Below are 19,281 nucleotides of genomic sequence, written 5' to 3'. Positions count from 1 at the left end.
CCGCGCCGTCAGCGCGCCCACGTGGTGACGTCGACGGCGACCGTCACGCGCACCGGGTCGGGCAGCCGCGCCACCGCCGCCGCGAGCGCGTCCGGGGCGAGGTGGCGGGCGTGCGGGCCCATGCCCACCAGGGTGCGCACCGCCCCGGGGCCGAGCGCCAGCTCCTCGCGGTGGGACGCCGCGTCCACCGGCCGCAGATGCGGCTCCAGCGCGGCCGCCGTCCGAGTCCCCTTGTCGGGGTCGACGCGCAGCAGGCCGAGCGGCGCCACGAGCTCGGCGAGGTGGTCGGCGGCCGGGGTGACCACCACCAGCCGGCCGTCCGGGCGCAGCACGCGGGCGGTCTCCGCGCCGTTGCGCGGCGCGAAGACGACGAGCACCCGGTCGAGGGCGGCGTCGCGGACCGGCAGCCGGGCCCACGTGTCGGCGACGACGGCCATCGCCCGCGGGTGGGCCCGCGCCGCCCGCCGGGCGGCGTACGGGGAGGAGTCCAGCACCACCCCGGCGGCGCCGGGCAGCCGGTCGAGGACGGCGGCGAGGTGGTGACCGGTGCCCCCGCCCAGGTCGAGCAGCGTCTCGGGGAGGCCGTCGGCCAGGACGGCGGCGGTGAGCGCGGCCGTGACGCCGGCGTAGCCACCCGAGTCGAGGAACGCCACCCGGTCGGCGACCATCGCCGCGGAGTCGCCGGACGGCGGGCGGTGCCCCGGCGGGAGCAGGGTCACGTGCCCCTGCCGGGCTCGGTCGAAGGCGTGCCCGGCGGCGCAGCGCAGCCCGGCGGGCGTCGCGGACATGCCGGCGCCGCAGACGGGGCAGGCGAGCAGCCCGACCGCGCGTCCCGGGAACGGCTCCCGCCCGGCCATCTCAGCGCGGCACGGGGTGGAACGTGACGTCGCGCAGCTCCCCGTCCGCCGCGACGGCGGTGACGAAGGTGCCGTGCGGCTGGCGCCGCCGGTCCGTGGGCGAGCCGGGGTTGATCAGCCGCAGCCCGGTGCCCGCCCGGGTGTCCCAGGGGATGTGGCTGTGGCCGAAGACCAGGAGGTCGGTGTCGGGGAACCGCGCCGCGCAGCGCTGCTCGCGGCCCTTCCGGTCACCTGTCTCGTGCACGACGGCGATGCGGATGCCCTCGATCTCGGCCCGGGCCACCTCGGGCAGCCGCTCGCGGAGCGGGCCGTGGTCGTTGTTGCCGTGCACCGCCAGCAGCCGCCGGGAGCGCGCCTCGAGCCGCTCGAGGAGCGCGACGTCGACCCAGTCGCCGGCGTGCACGACGACGTCCGCGGCGTCGATCGCGGCCCACAAGGAATGAGGTAGGTCACGCGACCGCTTCGGGACGTGCGTATCTGCGGTCATCACCAGCGAAACAGGCACGACGGGATGCTCCCAGGCCGATACCTTCCCCGATCGGCCGAGACGGCCTCCGCGCCACCACGACGACGAGACGAGACGAGAAGGACGAACCGTGACAGACCCCGCATCCGCACCCCCGACCCCCGGCGCGGGCCCGCTCACCGACGAGCCCTACCCCCGGCGGTGGCTCGCGCTCGCGGTCATCGCCGTGACCGTGCTCATGATCATCCTCGACGCGACGATCGTGAACATCGCGCTGCCGGCCGTCTCCACCGACCTGGAGATCAGCGCCGCGGCGCAGCAGTGGATCGTCACCGCCTACACGCTGACCTTCGGTGGCTTCCTGCTGCTCGGCGGCCGGATCGCCGACTTCTGGGGGCGCAAGCGCACCTACCTGGTCGGCGCCGCCGGCTTCGCCGTCGCCTCCGCGCTGGGCGGCATCGCCCAGAACGAGGCGCTGCTGTTCGCCGCGCGGGCGCTGCAGGGTGCCTTCGGCGCGCTGCTCGGCCCGGCGTCGCTGGCCCTGCTCACCGTGCTGTTCACCGACGCCAAGGAGCGGGCCAAGGCGTTCGCCGTGTACGGCGCGATCGCCAGCGGCGGCTCGGCGGTCGGCCTGCTGCTCGGCGGCGTCCTCACCGAGTACGTGGACTGGCGCTGGTGCTTCTGGGTGAACGTGCCGGTCGCCGTCGTGGCGATCGCCGCGGCGATCCCGTTCGTGCCCGAGAGCAAGGCGCCCGGCGAGACCAGCTACGACATCCCCGGCGCCGTCCTCGTCACCCTCGGCCTGACCTCGTTCGTCTACGGCTTCACCCGCGTGGCCGAGGCCTCGCAGGAGAACGCCGCGGCGGGCAGCAGCGAGACCGGCTGGAGCGAACCCTGGGCGCTGTTCTTCATCGGCGCCGGCGTGCTGCTCGTGGCGCTGTTCGTCGTCGTCGAGCTGCGGGTGCGCAACCCGCTGCTGCCGATGCGGCTGGTCCTCGACCGCAACCGCGGCGGCGCGTACCTCACCTCCACGCTGGTGGGCGCCGGCCTGATCGGCGCCTTCTTCTTCCTGAGCCTCTACTTCCAGCAGGTGCTCGGGTACAAGCCGGTGGAGGCGGGCTTCGCGTCGCTGCCGTCGACGCTGGGCGTGCTGATCTCCGCCGGCGCGGCCAGCGCGCTGGTGCCCAAGGTCGGCCCCAAGCCGCTGATGGTGGCCGGTGGCGTGATCGCCGCGGCCGGGCTGTTCCTGCTGTCGTTCCTCGGCGTGGACAGCGGTTTCTGGGCCCTGGCCTTCCCGGGCCAGCTGCTGCTGGGCCTGGGCCTCGGGTTCACCTTCGTGCCGCTGGCCAACCTGGCCCTGGTCGGCGTCGGGTCGCACGACGCCGGCGCGGCCAGCGCGGTGCTGCAGGCCGTGCAGCAGGTCGGCGCCTCGATCGGCACCGCCCTGCTGGCGACCCTGTCGGTGTCGGCGATCACCGCCTCCTTCGCCGACCAGGCGGCCGAGGCGGCGGCGACCGGGACCGACCCGCGGGACCCGGCCGTGGCGCAGGCGATCAACCTCAGCGCGCAGGTCGAGGGCTACACGACGGCGTTCACCTGGGCCGCCGGCCTGCTCCTCGTGGGCGCGCTCGTCTCCGCGGTGCTCATCAAGGCCACCAAGGAGGACCTCCCCGCCGACACCGAGGCGATGGTCCACGCCGGCTGACGGTCGCAGCCACGATCAGCTGACCTGATCCCCAGGGGTCCTCCCTCACGGCCCGGCGCGAGGGAGGACCTCCCACGATCAGGTCAGCTGATCACGGCGGCGCGGAGGGAACGCGCGTCAGGGCCGGTTCTGGGCGGCGAGGGCGCGCAGGTGGGCGTTGTAGGCCTCGAGCTCCGCGTCGCCGTCGCGCCGGGCCTGCCGGTCCTCGCGCTGCCCGCGGCGCTCCTCGGAGCCGACCCACGAGAGGAACACGACCGCCAGCACCAGCACGGTGGGCAGCTCGGAGAACGCCCACGCGATGCCGCCGGCGGTGCCCTGGTCGGCCAGGGGGTCGACGCCCCACGACACCGGCGGTCGCGCGAAGGACTCGACCACCAGCGAGCCGGCCATCATGATCGCCACGCCGAAGAAGGCGTGGAACGGGACCGGGACGACCAGCTCGACGATCCGCCCGGCGTGGCCGAGCGTCCGCGGCCAGGGGTCCTGGCCGAGGATCGGCCCGAAGAACAGCAGCCCGGTGACCAGGAAGTGGGCCAGCATGAACTGGTGGCCCAGCGGGTCGGCCATCAGGTCGTCGAAGACCGGCGTGAAGTAGACGCCGTAGAGGCTGCCGAGGAACAGCGGCAGCGTGAAGAACGGGTGGGACAGGAACCGGGCCACCCGGCTGTGCAGCGCCTCGAGCAGCAGCGCGCGGGGGGCCCCCGCCGCCCCCCTCCCCCGCGGCAGCGCCCGCAGGGCCAGCGTGACCGGTGAGCCGCACAGCAGGAGCAGCGGCGAGATCATGGTCAGCACCATGTGCTGCACCATGTGCACGCTGAACAGGATCATCCCGTAGCCCGACAGCCACGTGCCGGTGACGGCGAACAGCGACACCGCGCCGGCGACGAAGGACGCCGTCCGCCACCACGGCCAGGCCACCCCCGACCGGCGCAGCCGCACGACCCCCACCAGGTAGGCCAGCAACGCCACCAGGCTCAGGACGGCGACGATCGACCAGCCGTCGAGGTGCGGCAGGAACACCCGCCCCCACGTCGGCGGCCGGTCCGGCATCCACATGCCCGAGTGGTCGTGCTCCACCGGCCCAGTCTCCCACCGGCGCGCGGGGCGGGAGGCGGCCGTGCCGCAGGGCCCGGCGCAGGGGCGGCAGGACCCCGGTCCTCAGTCGTGGACAGGGGCCTCGTGGGCGGCGTGACCGGCCGCCTCCAGCTGGAAGGTGCAGTGCTCGACGTCGAAGTGGTCGCCGAGGCAGGCGCACAGCGCGTCGAGCACCCGGCCGCCGTGCCCGGCCTCCAGCGCCTCGTCGGAGACGACGACGTGCGCGGAGAGGACCGGCAGCCCGGAGGTGATCGTCCAGGCGTGCAGGTCGTGCACGCCGACCACGCCCTCGACGCCGAGGATGTGCGCCCGGACGTCGTCGAGGTCCACCCCGCGCGGGGCGGCCTCGAGCAGCACGTCGAGCGCCTCGCGCAGCAGGCGCCAGGCGCGCGGCACGACGAGGAAGCCGATGGCGAGGGAGGCCAGCGCGTCGGCGTGGCCCCACCCGGTCGTGGCCACGACGACGCCGGCGACGAGGACGGCGACCGACCCGAGGGCGTCGCCGAGCACCTCGAGGTAGGCGCCGCGGACGTTCAGCGACTGCCCGCGGCCGCGGCGCAGCAGGGCGAGGCCGATCAGGTTGACCACAAGGCCGGCACCGGCGACGGCCATCATCAGCCCCGAGCCGACCTCCACCGGGTCGCCGATCCGCCGCACCGCCTCGACCAGCACGTAGCCGGCCACGCCGAGCAGCAGCAGCCCGTTGGCGACGGCGGCCAGGATCTCCACGCGCTGCCAGCCGAAGGTCCGCCGTCCGCGCGGCGGGCGCTGGGCCAGGGTGACCGCCCCGAGGGCGAGGGCGATCCCGGCCGCGTCGGTGGCCATGTGCCCCGCGTCGGCGAGCAGGGCCAGGGACCCCGACAGCACCGCCCCGACGACCTCGGCCACCAGGACGACGAGGGTCAGGACGAGCACCACCACCAGCCGCCCGCGCTGGGCGGCGCCGGCCGTGCCGGCGTGCGCGGCGTGGTCGTGGCCCATGGCCGCAGTGTGCCCCACGCACGACGCCCCCGGCCGCGAGGCGACCGGGGGCGTCGGGAGGGGGTCAGATCTGGACGCCGCGCTCCCGCAGCCACGGGACCGGGTCGACCTTCTCGCCGTCGATCCCGCCGACGTGCACCTCGAAGTGCAGGTGCGGGCCGGTGGACTGCCCGCGGTTGCCGAGCAGGGCGATCGTGTCGCCGGCCTTCACCACCTGGCCGGGCTGCACGAGGATCTGCTCCATGTGGCCGTAGACGGTCACGTCGCCGTTCGCGTGCTGGATGTAGACGACGTTGCCGTAGCCGGAGGCCGGGCCGGCCTCGAGCACGACGCCGTCCATCGCGGCGTACTCCGGGGTGAGCATCGGGGCGGCGAGGTCGATGCCGGCGTGCAGGGAGCCCCAGCGGAGACCGAAGCCGCTGGTGAGGCGGGCGCCGTTGACCGGCAGCACCGCCTTGGGCCGGTTGGCCTCGGCGATGGCCTCGGCGGCCAGCCGGTCGGCCTCCTGCTGGGCGGCGACCGCCTGCGACTGCTCGGCCTCGCGGGTGGCGCGGCTGGCCGCGAGCTCGCGGAGCCGCTCGGTGTCCTCCACGTCGGGCGCGGTGACCGTCTGGGACGAGATGCCCAGCTCGGCCGCCACGCTCATCGAGTGGCTGGGCTCCTCGGCGGGGTCGGCCTGGGCCGTCGACCCCAGGTGGATCGCGCCGACGCCCAGCGCGCCGGCCAGCGCGGCGGCGAGGTACAGGGCGGGCCGGCGGCGCAGCAGCCGCCGGGCGCGCCCGCCACGCGCGGCCGCGGGCGCCGCGTCGGCGTCCTCGGCGGGGTGGTCGAGGTCCTTGACGACGACGTCGGCGCCGTCGGCGCCGTCGGTGACCTCCCGGACCGCGGCCAGGCCCGCGGCCTCGCCGGCCGCGACGAGCTCACCGGCGTCCTCGACGTCGCGCACCTCGTCGGCGTCGACGACGGCGGCGACCGCGGAGGGCGCCTCGGCGGCCGGTTCGGCGGCCGGACGCGGGCGCGGGGTGGGGCGGGGGCGCGGGCGCGGTGCGGGCTCCGACGCGGCGGCCTGCTGCGGGGCGGCCGGCTCCGCGGCCGTCGTCCTCGTCGCGGTGGAGGTCGTGCGGGGGCGGGTGGACCGGGCCGGCTGCGCCTCCCCGTGGCGCGGCGCCGGAGCACCCTTCGGGGCCTTCTCCCCGGCGCGGGCGGCCGGCCGCCGCCGGGACCGCGTCCCACCGGCTGGAGCGAGGGAGGTCCCGGCGCGCTTGCGGCGCTCCGGGCCCTCGTCGAGGAGGCGGTCGTGGTCGTGCGAGGACATGCACCTGACTTCCGTCGGCGGACAAGTTCGTTCGCCCCGGGAAGGAGGGCGTGCGCCCAGCCGGCGGAGGCGGGCGGGAGCCATGTAAACACGTCGTGTCCGTTTCGTGATCTGGACGGCTGGGAATAGGGCCTCAGATCATGAGCTGGGTCACAAAGCCTCATCGATGTGATTCGGCGGAGAGTCGACCGGTGATTTACGGAGCGTGATCGACACGCCGACTCCGGCCGTCGGGGCGGGCGACGAGCGTCACGAAGGGGCAGGAGCCCTCCTCGGAGGCCGATCCGCGGCCCGATCGAGGGAGTACTCCTTACATGCGAGCAGTGACGTGGCACGGCCGTGCCGACGTCCGGGTCGACACCGTCCCGGACCCGACGATCCAGGAGCCGACCGACGTGGTCGTGGAGATCACCTCGAGCGGCATCTGCGGCTCCGATCTGCACCTCATCGAGGTCATGGCGCCGTTCATGACCGTCGGCGACGTCATGGGGCACGAGCCCATGGGCGTGGTCCGCGAGGTCGGCGCCGAGGTGACCGCGGTCAAGCCCGGTGACCGCGTCGTCGTGCCGTTCAACATCTCCTGCGGGACCTGCTGGATGTGCGCCCAGGGCCTGCAGTCGCAGTGCGAGACCACGCAGAACCGGGAGCAGGGCTTCGGCGCCTCGCTGTTCGGCTACACGAAGCTGTACGGGCAGGTGCCCGGCGGCCAGGCCGAGTACCTGCGGGTGCCGTTCGGCAACACGCTGCCGATCAAGGTCCCCGACGGCCCGCCGGACGACCGCTTCGTCTACCTCTCCGACGTGCTGCCCACCTCCTGGCAGGCCGTGCAGTACGCCGGCATCCCGAAGGGCGGCAGCGTGCTGGTGCTTGGCCTGGGCCCGATCGGCGACATGTCCGCGCGGATCGCCCAGCACCTGGGCGCCGAGCAGGTCTTCGGGGTGGACGACGTCCCCGAGCGGCTGGCCCGCGCCCGGGCCCGGGGCGTCTCCACGATCGAGACGACGAAGAAGGACGAGGTGGTGGCCGCCGTCCGCGACGCCACCGACGGCCGCGGGCCCGACGCGGTCATCGACGCCGTCGGCATGGAGGCGCACGGCTCGCCGCTGGCCACCATCGCGCAGAAGGCGACGGCGATCGTGCCGGACGCCGTGATGGAGAAGGTCATGCAGGTGGCCGGCGTCGACCGGCTGGCGGCGCTGAACACCGCGATCGAGGCCGTCCGGCGCGGCGGCACGATCTCGCTGTCGGGCGTCTACGGCGGGGCCACCGACCCCCTGCCGCTCATGCGGATGTTCGACAAGCAGATCCAGCTGCGGATGGGCCAGGCGAACGTGTGGCGCTGGGTGCCCGACATCCTGCCGCTGCTGGAGGAGGACTTCCTCGGCGTCGACGAGTTCGCCACCCACCACGTGCCGCTGGAGGAGGCGCCGCAGGCCTACGCCAACTTCCGGGAGAAGAAGGACGGCGCGGTCAAGGTGCTCCTCAAGCCGTGAGGTCCGGCGCCCGGGCCCGCTTGTCGCGGCCCGGGCGCACGGCCGGTTCTCCGGCCCCTGGCGCGCGGCCGGGATTTCCCGGCCCTGGCGCATGGCCCGGTCCGGGCGGGGCAGGAGCGGGGCATGACAGTTCCCGCGGAGAAGTCCGGCCAGTTCCCCCTCGGGGACCGCAAGGTCAACCGCATGGGCTACGGCGCGATGCAGCTGGCCGGCCCGCACGTGATGGGCCCGCCGCCGGACCGCGCCGCCGCGGTCGCCGTCCTCCGCCGCGCCGTGGAGCTCGGCGTCGACCACATCGACACCAGCGACTACTACGGGCCGCACGTCACCAACGAGATCATCCGCGAGGCGCTGCACCCCTACCCGGCCGAGCTCACCCTCGTGACCAAGGTCGGGGCCCGGCGGACCCCGGACGGCGCCTGGCCGGAGGCGCTCTCCCGCGACGAGCTGCGCCGGGCGGTGCACGACAACCTCGACCACCTCGGCCTCGACGCGCTGGAGGTCGTGAACCTGCGGATGCCCGGGTTCAGCGAACCGGTGCAGCGCTCGCTGGCCGAGCCCTTCGAGGCCCTCGCCGAGCTGCAGCAGGAGGGGCTGGTCCGGCACCTCGGGGTCAGCAACGTGACGCCGCAGATGCTGGCCGAGGCGCAGTCGATCGCGCCGGTCGTGTGCGTGCCGAACCACTACAACTTGGTGCACCGCGACGACGACCCGCTGGTCGACGCGCTGGCGCGGGAGGGCATCGCCTACGTGCCCTACTTCCCGCTGGGCGGCTTCAGCCCCCTGCAGTCGGCCGCGCTGGAGACGATCGCCCGGCGGCTGGAGACCACGCCGATGCAGGTGGCCCTGGCCTGGCTGCTGGCCCGGTCCCCCAACGTCCTGCTGATCCCGGGCACCCGGTCGGTCGCGCACCTGGAGGAGAACCTGCAGGCCGCCGCGCGGGTGCTGGGACCGGTGGAGCTGCAGGAGCTGGACCGCATCGGCGGCACCGGGGAGCCCGACGTCGACCTGTGAGGAGCCCCCTCGGCGCTAGCCCCGCTGCGGGGCCGGCCCGAGGACCCGGTCCAGGTACGCGTTGCCGAGCACGCCCCCGGGGTCGAGGCGGTCGCGGACCGCGGTGAACTCGTCGAACCGGGGGTAGCGCTGCCGCAGCGCGGCGGCGTCCAGGCCGTGCAGCTTGCCCCAGTGCGGCCGGCCGCCGACCTCGCCGGCGATCCGCTCCAGCGTCTCGAACCAGCGGCCGGGATCGGTGCGCGCCGGCACGTGCGCGGCGACGTAGGCGCTGTCGCGGCCGGACGCCGTCGACAGCGGGATGTCGTCGCCGGCGGCCACCCGCACCTCCACCGGGAACGCCGCGTGCCAGCCGCCGGCCTCGTGCGCGCGTCGCAGCTCGGCGAGCACGGCGGGGGCGGCCTGCCGCGGCACCGCGTACTCCATCTCGAGGAAGCGCACCCGGCGGCGGCTGACGAACACGCGGTGCGCGTGGTCGGTCCAGGCGCGCGGCCCCAGCGCCCGCGCCGAGATGCGGGCCAGCGGCGGCACGAGGGCGGGCAGCCGCCTGCCGGCGGCCACCACCCCCGCGAAGGCGACGTTGGAGAGCACCTCGTCGTCCCAGATCGCGCGCCAGCGGGGCAGCGGGTCGACCTCCTCGACCGGCACCCGGGTGTTGCGCTTGAGCAGCACCGCGTCGGTGTGCGGGAACCAGTAGAACTCCACGTGGTCGGTGGAGGTCATGAGTTCGTCGAACCCGGCCAGCGCCCGGGTCAGGGTGCCCGGGCCCTCCACGGCGCGCAGCGCGAACGCCGGCACGGCTTGCAGCGTCACCGCCGTCACCACGCCCAGCGCGCCCAGGCCGACGCGCGCGGCGGAGAAGACGTCGGGGTGCGTGGCGGCGTCGCAGCGCAGCACCTCGCCGGCCACGGTCACCAGCTCCAGGCCGCGCACCTGGGTGGCGAGGCCGCCGAAGCGGGCGCCGGTGCCGTGGGTCCCGGTGCTCAGGGCGCCGGCGACGGTCTGGCGGTCGATGTCGCCGAGGTTGGTCATCGACCAGCCCGCCCGGGCCAGCTCGGCGTTCAGCCGGTGCAGCGGGGTCCCGGCGCCGACGGTCACCAGCCCCGAGTCGGTCACCTCCCGGATCCCGGTCAGCCGGTCGGCGACGAGCTGGACGTCCTCGGGACGCCCGATGCCGGTGAAGGAGTGCCCGCTGCCGATCGGCCGCACCCGCCGGCCCTGCGCGGCGGCCCGGGCGAGCACCTCGGCGACCTCGTCGGCGGCCCGAGGGTGGACGACGTCGACGGTCGCCCGCTGGTTGCCCGCCCAGTTGCGCCACCGCGCCCGCTCGCTGCCCGGCACCGGCTCGCCTCCGTCCACGGCGCCGCACTCCAGCACGGCGGATGTCCCCGGGTCAACGGCCCGGCCGGTTGACCCGACGTGCCGCGGCCAGCACGCTGCGGCGTCATGGTCACCATGACGCGGGCGGAGGCGGATCCGGCGGAGGCGCGGCGGCGGCTCGACCGGGCGACCGCCGACCTCGACCCGCCGTTCGCCGTGGTCGACCTCGAGGCGCTCGACGCCAACGCCGCCGACCTCGTCCGCCGGGCGGGGGGCAAACCGGTGCGGGTGGCCAGCAAGTCGGTGCGCAGCCGGGCCGTGCTGCGCCGGGTGCTGGCCCGGCCGGGGTTCGCGGGGGTCCTCGCCTACACGCTGCGCGAGGCGCTCTGGCTGGCCGGCGGCGACGACCCCGTGAGCAGGGACGTCGTCGTCGGCTACCCCACCGCCGACCGCGGGGCGCTGCTCCGGCTCGCGGCCGACGTGCAGCTCGCCGCCCGGGTCGCGCTCATGGTGGACTCGGTCGAGCACCTCGACCTGGTCGACTCCGTCGTCCCGCCCGCGGCCCGCCCGCCGCTGCGCGTCTGCCTCGACCTCGACGCCTCGTGGCGGACGGCCGGCGGCCGGGTGCACGTGGGCGCGCGGCGCTCGCCGGTGCACGCGCCGGCGGACGCGGTGGCGCTGGCCCGCGCGGTGGCCGCCCGGCCCGGCTTCACCCTGGTCGGGGTCATGGCCTACGAGGCGCAGATCGCCGGGGTCGGCGACGCCCCGGCGGGCCGGCCGCTGCGCGGGCTCGCGGTCCGGGGGGTGCAGCTGCTGTCCGGCCGCGAGCTGGCCGGGCGGCGGGCGGCGGCGGTCGCCGCCGTCCGGTCGGTGGCGGACCTGGAGTTCGTCAACGGCGGCGGCACCGGGAGTCTGGAGCGCACGTCGGCCGAGGACGCCGTCACCGAGCTCGCCGCCGGCTCCGGGCTGTACTCCCCCGGCCTGTTCGACGGCTACCGCGCCTTCCGCGGGCGGCCCGCGGCGCTGTTCGCGCTGCCGGTGACCCGCCGGCCGGCGCCCGGCGTGGTCACCGTCGCCGGCGGCGGGTGGATCGCCTCGGGGCCGGCCGGCGCCGACCGCGTGCCGATCCCCACCCACCCGGCCGGCCTGCGGCTGCTCGCCTCGGAGGGCGCCGGCGAGGTGCAGACGCCGCTGCGCGGGACCGCCGCCGACCGGCTGCGGATCGGCGACCGCGTGTGGTTCCGGCACGCCAAGGCCGGCGAGCTGTGCGAGCACGTCGACGAGCTGCACCTGGTCGCCGGCAGCGGGGACCGCGCAGCCGTCGTCGACGCCGTCCCCACCTACCGGGGCGAGGGCAGGGCCTTCAGCTGAGACCCGCGACGATCACCGGCGGGTGGTCGACCCCGCCGGCGTGCCGCCCGGCCACCCACCGGTGGTCAACCCGGCTCGGGGCCCGCCAGCTCTCGCGCGGCGGCGGCGTCCTCGTCGTCGAAGCCGATCTCCCCGACGCTGCCGTGCCCGGCGGCCTGCTGGTCGATCCAGCGCCGGTGCGCCTCCCACGCCGACTGCCGCGTCGTCCCCAGCGCGCTGCCGATCGCCGCCCACGAGGCCCCGCGGGCGCGGGCGGTGCGCACGGCGAGCTGGCGCCCGTGGCCGGCCTTGCGGGCGATCACCTCGCCGAGCGCCAGCAGCTCCAGCGCCTCGTCGTGGCTCAGCGGCGGATCGTCCAGCGAGTCCCGCAACCCCAGGTCCGCGAAGCGCGCCACCGCAGCGGTCAGCGTGAACCGCCGCTCCAGCTCCCCGAGGTCGACCATGCAGCCAGTGTCTGTCAGGACAGCCTGACGTTCAACGGGCGCGTTGCACCCGCGTCTCGTCGAAGACCGGCTCGCTCGACTCGTACACCCGCCCGTCGGCGCCGAACACCAGGAAGCGGTCGAAGGACCGGGCGAACCAGCGGTCGTGCGTGACGGCGAGGACCGTGCCGTCGAAGGCGGCCAGCGCCTCCTCCAGCGCCTCGGCGGAGAGGACGTCGAGGTTGTCGGTGGGCTCGTCGAGCAGCAGCAGGGTGGCGCCGGAGAGCTCGAGCAGCAGGATCTGGAACCGCGCCTGCTGACCGCCCGACAGCGTGCGGAACGGCTGGTCGCCGGAGCCGGCCAGCCCGTAGCGGCGCAGCGCGGCCATCGCCCGGCCGCGGTCGACGCCCGGCCGCCCCGGCTCGCCGTGCCAGAGCAGGTCGACCAGCGTGCGGTCCAGCCACTCGGGGTGGGCGTGGGTCTGCGCGAAGAAGCCGGGGACGACGCGGGCGCCCAGCCGCCAGCCGCCGGTGTGCGCGACGTCCTGCCCGGCGAGCAGCCGGAGGAAGTGCGACTTGCCGGCCCCGTTGGCGCCGAGGACGCCGACCCGGTCGCCGTACCAGACCTCCAGGTCGAACGGCCGCATCAGCCCGGTCAGCTCCAGCTGCTCGGCGATCACCGCCCGCACCCCCGTGCGCCCGCCGCGCAGCCGCATCGCGACCTTCTGCTCCGGCGGACGGTCCGGCGGCGGCCCCGCCGCCTCGAACCTCGCCAGCCGGGTCTGCGCCGCGGCGTAGCGGGAGGCCATGGCCTCGGAGTTCTTCGCCTGCTGCTGCAGGGTGCGCACCAGGTCGACCAGCCGCTGGTGCTCCTCGTCCCAGCGGCGGCGCAGCTCGGCCAGCCGCTCGTGCCGCGCCGTGCGGGCCTCGGCGTAGCCGGCGAACCCACCCCCGTGCACCCACGCCGTCCCGCCCTCGACGGTGACCACCCGGTCGGCCACGCGGGCGAGCAGCTCGCGGTCGTGGCTGACGAACAGCACCGTCTTCGGGGTCTCCAGCAGCCGCTCCTCCAGCCACCGCTTGCCGGGGACGTCGAGGTAGTTGTCGGGCTCGTCGAGCAGCAGCACCTGGTCGGGCCCGCGCAGCAGCGCCTCGAGCGCCAGCCGCTTCTGCTCCCCGCCCGAGAGCGTCGACAGCTCGCGGTACTTGCAGCGCTCGTACGGCACGCCGAGGGCGGCGGTGGTGACGGCGTCCCAGGTGACCTCGGCCTCGTAGCCACCGGCGTCGCCCCACTGCGCCAGCGCGTGCGCGTAGGCCAGCTGCGCGGGCTCGTCGTCGGTCTCCATGAGGGCGAGCTCGGCGGCCTCCAGCGCGTCCCAGGCCGCGCCGACCGCCGGCGGCGAGAGGTCGACCAGGAAGCGCTGGACGGTGGTGTCGTCGCGGACCGAGCCGATGAACTGGCGCATCACCCCGAGCCCGCCGCTGCGGACGACGCTGCCGGCCTCCGCGGTCAGGTCGCCGCTGATGATCCGCAGCAGCGTGGTCTTGCCCGCCCCGTTCTCGCCGACGAGGGCGGCGCGGACGCCGTCCCCCACCCGGAACGACACGTCGTGGAGCAGCACCCGCCCGTCGGGCAGGGTGTGCCGCACACCGGAGACGTCGACCGAACCCACCCGGTCATCCTCCCGGCGCGGGCAACCGGTTTCCCCGGCCGTCGAGGGCCGAGAGGGCGTTCCGTGCACGCGACACCGCGGGACACGCCGCGCAGCCGTGCACGGATCGCGTGGTCGGCGGGGAGCGGCGACGCGGGTCCGGCCGGTCAGCCCGCGTAGTAGTCGTTGTCGCCGGCCTTCGTCACGGCGACGGCGTCGCGCAGGACGGCGGTGAGCGCGCCGGTGTCCACGGCGTCGAGCGAGGTGAACCGGATGCAGCTCTTGCCGCAGGAGACCTTGCCCAGCTGCTCGGCGCGCGACTCGGCGAGGTAGGTGCCCTGCACGACCGCGCAGACGTACAGGGACAGGTGCCGCTTCTGCGCCGCCAGCGCGATCAGCGGCCAGGGCGTGGCCTCCTTGGCGGACTTCGGCCTGTACGGCATCAGCCCGTACGCCAGCATCCGCTGCGAGCCGACCGGGAACAGCTGCCGGTCGATGCCCGGCGCGGCGGCCATCACCAGCTCGTCGACGCGGCGGAGCTCCTCCTCGCGCTGTCCCGCGGTGGAGAACCAGTCCTCGATCTCGTCGTCGGCCACCCGCTCGCCGTCCGTCACAGGCTCGAGACGAGGACGGCGGCCACACCCAGGACCAGCGCGAGCACGAGGACGCCGGCGACCAGCCGCCGGCGTCGCTCCGCGTCCCTGCCCCCGGTACCGCCCATCCCCATCACGGGCGGGACGCTAGCGCGACGACCGGCCGGGCGTCAGGCGATCGTCTCCTCCAGCCGGATGCGGGCGAGCCGCTCCACGAGCTCGGGCATCGCCCCCACCGGCGACCCGCCGAGGTCGCGCCGGCAGTCCCGCACGACCCGCACGATGAGCTGCGGGCGCAGCCGGTCGCTGAACTCCGCGGCCAGCCGCGAGACGGCGGACTCGACGGAGCTGTCGACGGACGTGTCGGAGGCAGGAGGGACGACCAGGGTCATGGGCTGTCCTTCGCGGCGAGAGGGTCGGGGGACGTGCGGTCCGGCCCCGTTCCGGATCGCGGAGACTGTGACCGATGGGACGGGGGGTGCGCCAGGGACCAAGGTCCAACGGCCAGGTCAGCTCCGGCGACGTCCCCACAGCAGCGTGTCGAGCGCGTCGCCCTCGGGGGTCGCCCGCCGGACCCGCTCCAGCCGGTCGACGTCGAGCAGCGCCGTCACCGGTGCGAGGCGCTCGGCGCTGTGCAGGATCGCCGCCTCCTGCGGCCCGCCGACGCCCTCGGTGAGGTTGGCGACGTCGTGGCCGAGCACGAGCAGCCGGCCGCCCGGGCGCAGCCAGCCCACGGCCCTCGTCAGCACCGCGACGGTCTCCGGCTCGGGCAGGTGCAGGTAGGCGACGAGGACCAGGTCGAGCGAGGACGCCGGGGCCGCCCAGGCGAGGACGTCGGCCGCCACCCACGTCACCCGCTCCGCCCCCGGCCGGGCCCTCCCGCGGTCGAGGCCCACCACCGAGAAGTCCACGGCGGTGACCCGCCAGCCGCGGGCGGCCAGCCAGCGCGCGTGCCGCCCCTCCCCCGCCGCCAGGTCGACGGCGTCCCCGGGCGGCAGGTCCTCCAGCAGCGACGCGACCAGCGTGTTCGGCCCGGTCGACCACTGCTGGCGCTCGGCGTACCTCCGGTCCCAGTCCGCGGCGCGCATGCCGCGGAGTGTGTCAGCGCATGCCACCGGTCACGTTGAGCGCGTCACCGGTCAGGTAGTCGGAGTCGCTGGAGGCGAGGAACAGCGCCGCGCGGGCGACGTCCTCGGGCTCGGCGAGGCGCCCGAGCGGCGACAGCGCCGACCAGGCGGCGACGCCGCGGGCCGTGCGGTCGGCGTCGCCCATGTCGGTGCGCACGTAGCCGGGGCACACGCAGTTGACGGTGATGCCGTGCGGGCCGAGCTCCTGCGCCGCGGCGCGGGTGAGCGCCATGACGGCGGCCTTCGACGCGGCGTAGTGGGCCTGCCCGCCCCCGCCGGAGGTCGCGCCCGGCCCGGCCATGTTGACGATCTTGCCCGCGCAGTCGTCGGCCGGGGACCGGAAGGCGATCATGGCCCGCGCCGCCATCTGCGTGGTCACCAGCATCGCCCGGGTGTTGACGGCGAAGACCTCGTCCCACTCCTGCGGTTCCAGCTCCAGCAGCGCGGCCGAGCGCAGGATGCCGGCGTTGTTGACCAGCACGTCCACCCCGCCGAGCCAGGCGATGGCCTTGTCCATCGCCTCCCGGGCGGCGCCGACGTCGGCGAGGTCGACCTCCCACGACCTGCCGCCGACGGCGGTGGCGAGGGCCCTGGCCTCCTCGCCGCGGCGGTCGAGGACGGCGACCCTCGCCCCCTCGGCGGCGAAGGTGCGGACGATGGCGGCGCCGACGCCCCGGGCTCCCCCGGTGACGACGACCCGGCGGCCGGCGAGACGCATCACGGGCCGCCCTCCTACCCACTGTGGCCCGCCCTGCACGGAACGGCGCGAGAAATCGGGCCGGATCCGTCGTCCCCGGCTGCCAGAGTGCGACGCATGACGACGCCGCACGAGATCGCGCTGCTGCGGCTGGTGGCCCAGCGCCTCGCCGGTCCCCCGCTGCCGACCGCGGCCGCGACCGTCCGGTGGCTCACCGCCGTCCAGGCGCAGGACTTCCCGGGCGCGCTCACGTCGGTCGCGCTGCGCACGGCGGCCGGCGACCGCGCGGCGGTCGAGGCGGCCCTCGACTCGGGCGAGGTGGTCCGGTCCTGGCCGATGCGCAGCACGCTGCACCTCGTCGCCGCCGAGGACCTCGGCTGGCTGCTCGAGCTCTGCGGGCCGCGGGTGCTGGCGGGCGCGGCCAAGCGCCGGGCCGGCCTGGGTCTCACCGAGGCCGACACCGAGCGCGCCCGCGAGCTGGCCGTCGCCGCCCTGTCCGGCGGCGGGCGGCTGCCCCGGGCCGCGCTGCTGCGCATCCTCGACGACGGCGGCGTGGCCACCACCGGCCAGCGCGGCTACCACCTGCTCTGGTACCTGGCCCAGACCGGCACGCTCGTCCTCGGCCCCACCGGCGGCGGCGAGCAGCTGTTCGTGCTCGCCGCCGAGTGGATCCCCGCGCCGCGCCGGCTCGACCGCGACGCGGCGCGGGCGGAGCTGGCGCTGCGGTTCTTCCGCGGCCACGGCCCGGCCACGGTGGCCGACCTGGCCCGCTGGTCGGGGCTCACCGTGACCGACGCCCGCGCCGGGCTGGCCGCCGTGCGCTGGCAGCTGGCCGCCGTCGACGTCGACGGCACCGAGCACGTCCTGGACCCGGCGACCCCCGACCTGCTCGCGCAGGCGCGCGCCCAGGCCCGCGGGGTGTTCCTGCTGCCCGGCTTCGACGAGTTCGTGCTCGGCTACGGCGACCGCAGCGCGGTGCTCGCGGCCGAGTTCGCCGAGCGGATCGTGCCGGGGGGCAACGGCGTGTTCCGCCCCACCGTGGTCTGCGACGGCCGGATCGCGGGCACCTGGCGCTGGACCGGCAAGGGGGCGAAGCGCGTGCTGGCCGCCGAGCCGTTCGAGGAGTTCGCCGACGACGTCCGGGCGGCGATCGACGCCCGCGCGGCCGCGCTCCCCTAGAGCACGCCGTTGCCGCGGAGCACGGCCAGCGCGGCGACCGTCGCGTACCCGCGCCACTCCACGGTCGCGGCCGGCGAGTACGACGCGAAGTCCACCGGCCAGCCGCCGTCGGGCTGCTGCGCCCCGGCCAGCCGGGCGAGGTCCGCCTCCACCACGCCCTCGCCGAACAGCCGGCGGGAGGGGGAGCCGGGTTCGGGGCTGAGGTCCAGGGGGCGCAGCGCCTCCCCCGGCGAGCCGCCGGCCACCGCCACCGCGCCGTCGGGCGGCACGAACCGGCCGAGCAGCTCGACCAGCTCGTCCGGGTCGGGCACCGCGTCGGCGAAGCGCAGCGCGAACAGCAGCTCGTAGGCGTGCGGCGCCTCCGCCGTGCCGCGGACGGCGGCCGTGCAGTACGCCGTCGCCGTCCGCAGCCAGGGCGAGGTCGCGAGCTCCGGTCGCACCCGGGCCAGCCGGTGCGCCTGGGCGGCCACCTGGGCGGTCATCTGCAGCGACGACGCGGTCGGGTCCCCGCCCACCCAGAAGGGGGCGCAGGCCGCCGGATCGCGCACGGGCAGCGCGAACGGCAGCCCGCCGTCGGGCAGGGTCACCCCCTCCAGCCACCTCAGCAGCGCGGGCGCCCGAGGCTCGGCCGGGTCGGCGGCCTCGACGAGCACCTCGAGGGCGTGCATGGCGCCGGCCGGCTGGCTCTCCGGCGCCCGCAGGTCGGGCTCGAGACCCCAGCCGTAGCCGCCGTCGGGGTTGGCGTAGCCGTCCAGCGCGGCGAGCAGCGCGCCGCGGTCACCCCCGCCCAGCAGCAGGTCGAGGCGGCGGCGGTCGAGGACCCGCGCGGACCCGGTGACGAAGGCGGTGGCGGCCCGCAGGTCGACGTCCATGCCGCTCACGTTGGCATCCCGGCGGGCGACCGACCAGGGTGGGGGCATGGAGTACACGCGCCTGGGTTCGACCGGCCTCGAGGTCTCGCGGATCTGCCTGGGGATGATGAGCTTCGGCGAGCCCGGGCGCGGCAACCAGCCCTGGAGCCTGCCCGAGGAGGAGAGCCGCCGGATCATCGAGAAGGCGCTGGCCAGCGGGATCAACTTCCTCGACACCGCGAACGTCTACTCGGCCGGGTCGAGCGAGGAGATCACCGGCCGGGCGATCCGCGACTTCACGAACCGCGACGACGTCGTGCTGGCCACCAAGGTGCACGGCCGGATGCACCCCGGCCCCAACGGCGCCGGCCTCTCCCGCAAGGCGATCCTGCGCGAGCTCGACGAGAGCCTGCGCCGGCTCGGCACCGACCACGTCGATCTCTACCAGATCCACCGGTGGGACCCGCACACGCCGATCGAGGAGACCCTGGAGGCGCTGGACTCGTGCGTGCGCTCCGGCAAGGTCCGCTACCTCGGGGCGTCGTCCATGTGGGCCTGGCAGTTCGGCAAGGCGCTGCACCTCGCCGGCGAGCGCGGCTGGCACCGGTTCGTGTCGATGCAGGACCACTACAACCTGCTCAACCGCGAGGAGGAGCGCGAGATGCTCCCCCTCTGCGCCGACCAGGGCATCGGGGTGATCCCGTGGAGCCCGCTGGCCCGCGGCCGCCTCACCCGCGACTGGGACGAGTCGACCACCAGGTCGGCCAACGACGCGTTCGGCAGCAAGCTCTACGACGAGCGCAGCGACCGGGCCGTCGTCGAACGGGTCGCCGAGATCGCCCGCGAGCGCGGCATCTCCCGCGCCCAGGTGGCGCTGGCCTGGGTGCTGGCCAAGCCCGTGGTCACCGCGCCGATCGTCGGCGTCACCAAGGACCACCACCTCGACGACGCCGTCGCCGCGGTGGACGTGCGGCTCACCGACGAGGAGATCGCCCGCCTCGAGGAGCCCTACACCCCGCACGCGGTGGTCGGCTTCTGAGGGCTCGGCTGCCGGGCGCACCGGCCGGCGTCGCCGCTCCCCTGCGCACGGGTGCGGTGATCCGCGCCGGGCATGCCGCGCCCATGCGCATCAGCGCGGCATCGGGCA

The 19,281-nt window shown here is 75.8% G+C and carries 19 protein-coding genes; 6 read left to right on the top strand and 13 right to left on the bottom strand.

All coding sequences use genetic code 11. From position 1 onward, the window contains the following. Positions 1–8: 8 nt before the first annotated feature. Together ACI78S_RS09825 and ACI78S_RS09820 are read right to left on the bottom strand one after the other, a co-directional pair. Positions 9–857: a putative RNA methyltransferase gene (locus ACI78S_RS09825; RefSeq protein WP_456972660.1), complete on the bottom strand. Its 849-nt coding sequence runs from the start codon at positions 855–857 to the stop codon at positions 9–11. A gap of 1 nt (position 858) precedes the next feature. Next, on the bottom strand, positions 859–1,344 hold the full coding sequence (locus ACI78S_RS09820; protein WP_456972767.1) for a metallophosphoesterase family protein: 486 nt from the start codon (positions 1,342–1,344) through the stop codon (positions 859–861). Between the two features lie 109 nt (positions 1,345–1,453). On the opposite strand from ACI78S_RS09820, the gene ACI78S_RS09815 reads away from it, so the two are divergent. Continuing rightward, a complete protein-coding gene (locus ACI78S_RS09815; RefSeq protein ID WP_456972658.1) occupies positions 1,454–3,028 on the top strand; it encodes an MFS transporter in 1,575 nt (524 codons plus the stop codon). Between the two features lie 117 nt (positions 3,029–3,145). Here the strand turns inward: ACI78S_RS09815 and ACI78S_RS09810 are convergent, their stop codons facing one another. The 3 genes from ACI78S_RS09810 to ACI78S_RS09800 all read right to left on the bottom strand — a co-directional run bounded on the left by ACI78S_RS09810 (position 3,146) and on the right by ACI78S_RS09800 (position 6,419). After that, positions 3,146–4,105 (bottom strand): cytochrome c oxidase assembly protein, encoded by a 960-nt coding sequence (locus ACI78S_RS09810; RefSeq protein ID WP_456972656.1) that lies wholly within the window; start codon positions 4,103–4,105, stop codon positions 3,146–3,148. Between the two features lie 81 nt (positions 4,106–4,186). Continuing rightward, positions 4,187–5,104: a cation diffusion facilitator family transporter gene (locus tag ACI78S_RS09805; protein ID WP_456972654.1), complete on the bottom strand. Its 918-nt coding sequence runs from the start codon at positions 5,102–5,104 to the stop codon at positions 4,187–4,189. A gap of 64 nt (positions 5,105–5,168) precedes the next feature. Next, positions 5,169–6,419, bottom strand: coding sequence for a M23 family metallopeptidase (locus tag ACI78S_RS09800; RefSeq protein WP_456972652.1), 1,251 nt, complete (start codon positions 6,417–6,419; stop codon positions 5,169–5,171). A gap of 314 nt (positions 6,420–6,733) precedes the next feature. On the opposite strand from ACI78S_RS09800, the gene ACI78S_RS09795 reads away from it, so the two are divergent. Both ACI78S_RS09795 and ACI78S_RS09790 read left to right on the top strand, forming a co-directional pair. Next, positions 6,734–7,912, top strand: coding sequence for a zinc-dependent alcohol dehydrogenase (locus ACI78S_RS09795; RefSeq protein WP_456972650.1), 1,179 nt, complete (start codon positions 6,734–6,736; stop codon positions 7,910–7,912). Positions 7,913–8,035: 123 nt separating this feature from the next. Continuing rightward, the gene (locus ACI78S_RS09790; protein WP_456972648.1) at positions 8,036–8,926 is read left to right on the top strand and encodes an oxidoreductase; all 891 of its coding nucleotides are present in this window, start codon (positions 8,036–8,038) and stop codon (positions 8,924–8,926) included. A 15-nt stretch (positions 8,927–8,941) separates the two neighbouring features. On the opposite strand, the gene ACI78S_RS09785 is transcribed toward ACI78S_RS09790, so the two are convergent. Beyond that, positions 8,942–10,282, bottom strand: a complete 1,341-nt coding sequence (locus ACI78S_RS09785; protein WP_456972646.1) for a D-arabinono-1,4-lactone oxidase — start codon at positions 10,280–10,282, stop codon at positions 8,942–8,944. Between the two features lie 87 nt (positions 10,283–10,369). Here ACI78S_RS09785 and ACI78S_RS09780 point away from each other — a divergent pair, with 87 nt between their 5' ends. Next, positions 10,370–11,614 (top strand): amino acid deaminase/aldolase, encoded by a 1,245-nt coding sequence (locus ACI78S_RS09780; RefSeq protein WP_456972644.1) that lies wholly within the window; start codon positions 10,370–10,372, stop codon positions 11,612–11,614. 65 nt (positions 11,615–11,679) lie between these two features. On the opposite strand, the gene ACI78S_RS09775 is transcribed toward ACI78S_RS09780, so the two are convergent. The 6 genes from ACI78S_RS09775 to ACI78S_RS09750 form a co-directional block, all read right to left on the bottom strand. Beyond that, a complete protein-coding gene (locus ACI78S_RS09775; protein ID WP_456972642.1) occupies positions 11,680–12,057 on the bottom strand; it encodes a hypothetical protein in 378 nt (125 codons plus the stop codon). Between the two features lie 31 nt (positions 12,058–12,088). Beyond that, a complete protein-coding gene (locus ACI78S_RS09770; protein ID WP_456972640.1) occupies positions 12,089–13,708 on the bottom strand; it encodes an ABC-F family ATP-binding cassette domain-containing protein in 1,620 nt (539 codons plus the stop codon). 146 nt (positions 13,709–13,854) lie between these two features. Further along, complete coding sequence (locus ACI78S_RS09765; protein ID WP_456972638.1) at positions 13,855–14,301, bottom strand: DUF1801 domain-containing protein; 447 nt, start codon at positions 14,299–14,301, stop codon at positions 13,855–13,857. Between the two features lie 149 nt (positions 14,302–14,450). Further along, positions 14,451–14,672: a three-helix bundle dimerization domain-containing protein gene (locus ACI78S_RS09760; RefSeq protein ID WP_456972636.1), complete on the bottom strand. Its 222-nt coding sequence runs from the start codon at positions 14,670–14,672 to the stop codon at positions 14,451–14,453. A 117-nt stretch (positions 14,673–14,789) separates the two neighbouring features. Then, positions 14,790–15,368, bottom strand: coding sequence for a class I SAM-dependent methyltransferase (locus ACI78S_RS09755; protein WP_456972634.1), 579 nt, complete (start codon positions 15,366–15,368; stop codon positions 14,790–14,792). A gap of 13 nt (positions 15,369–15,381) precedes the next feature. Then, on the bottom strand, positions 15,382–16,125 hold the full coding sequence (locus ACI78S_RS09750; protein ID WP_456972632.1) for an SDR family NAD(P)-dependent oxidoreductase: 744 nt from the start codon (positions 16,123–16,125) through the stop codon (positions 15,382–15,384). Between the two features lie 96 nt (positions 16,126–16,221). On the opposite strand from ACI78S_RS09750, the gene ACI78S_RS09745 reads away from it, so the two are divergent. Beyond that, a complete protein-coding gene (locus ACI78S_RS09745; protein WP_456972630.1) occupies positions 16,222–17,283 on the top strand; it encodes a winged helix DNA-binding domain-containing protein in 1,062 nt (353 codons plus the stop codon). Here the strand turns inward: ACI78S_RS09745 and ACI78S_RS09740 are convergent. Beyond that, the gene (locus ACI78S_RS09740; protein WP_456972628.1) at positions 17,280–18,155 is read right to left on the bottom strand and encodes a hypothetical protein; all 876 of its coding nucleotides are present in this window, start codon (positions 18,153–18,155) and stop codon (positions 17,280–17,282) included. The genes ACI78S_RS09745 and ACI78S_RS09740 overlap by 4 nt on opposite strands. Before the next feature lie 46 nt (positions 18,156–18,201). Here ACI78S_RS09740 and ACI78S_RS09735 point away from each other — a divergent pair, with 46 nt between their 5' ends. Beyond that, positions 18,202–19,173: an aldo/keto reductase gene (locus ACI78S_RS09735; protein ID WP_456972626.1), complete on the top strand. Its 972-nt coding sequence runs from the start codon at positions 18,202–18,204 to the stop codon at positions 19,171–19,173. Positions 19,174–19,281: the final 108 nt, after the last annotated feature.

The sequence above is a fragment of the Geodermatophilus sp. SYSU D00815 genome (genome assembly GCF_054050035.1).
Note: the sequence above shows the minus strand (reverse complement) of the source record. Positions and strands in the feature narration are given on the sequence as shown.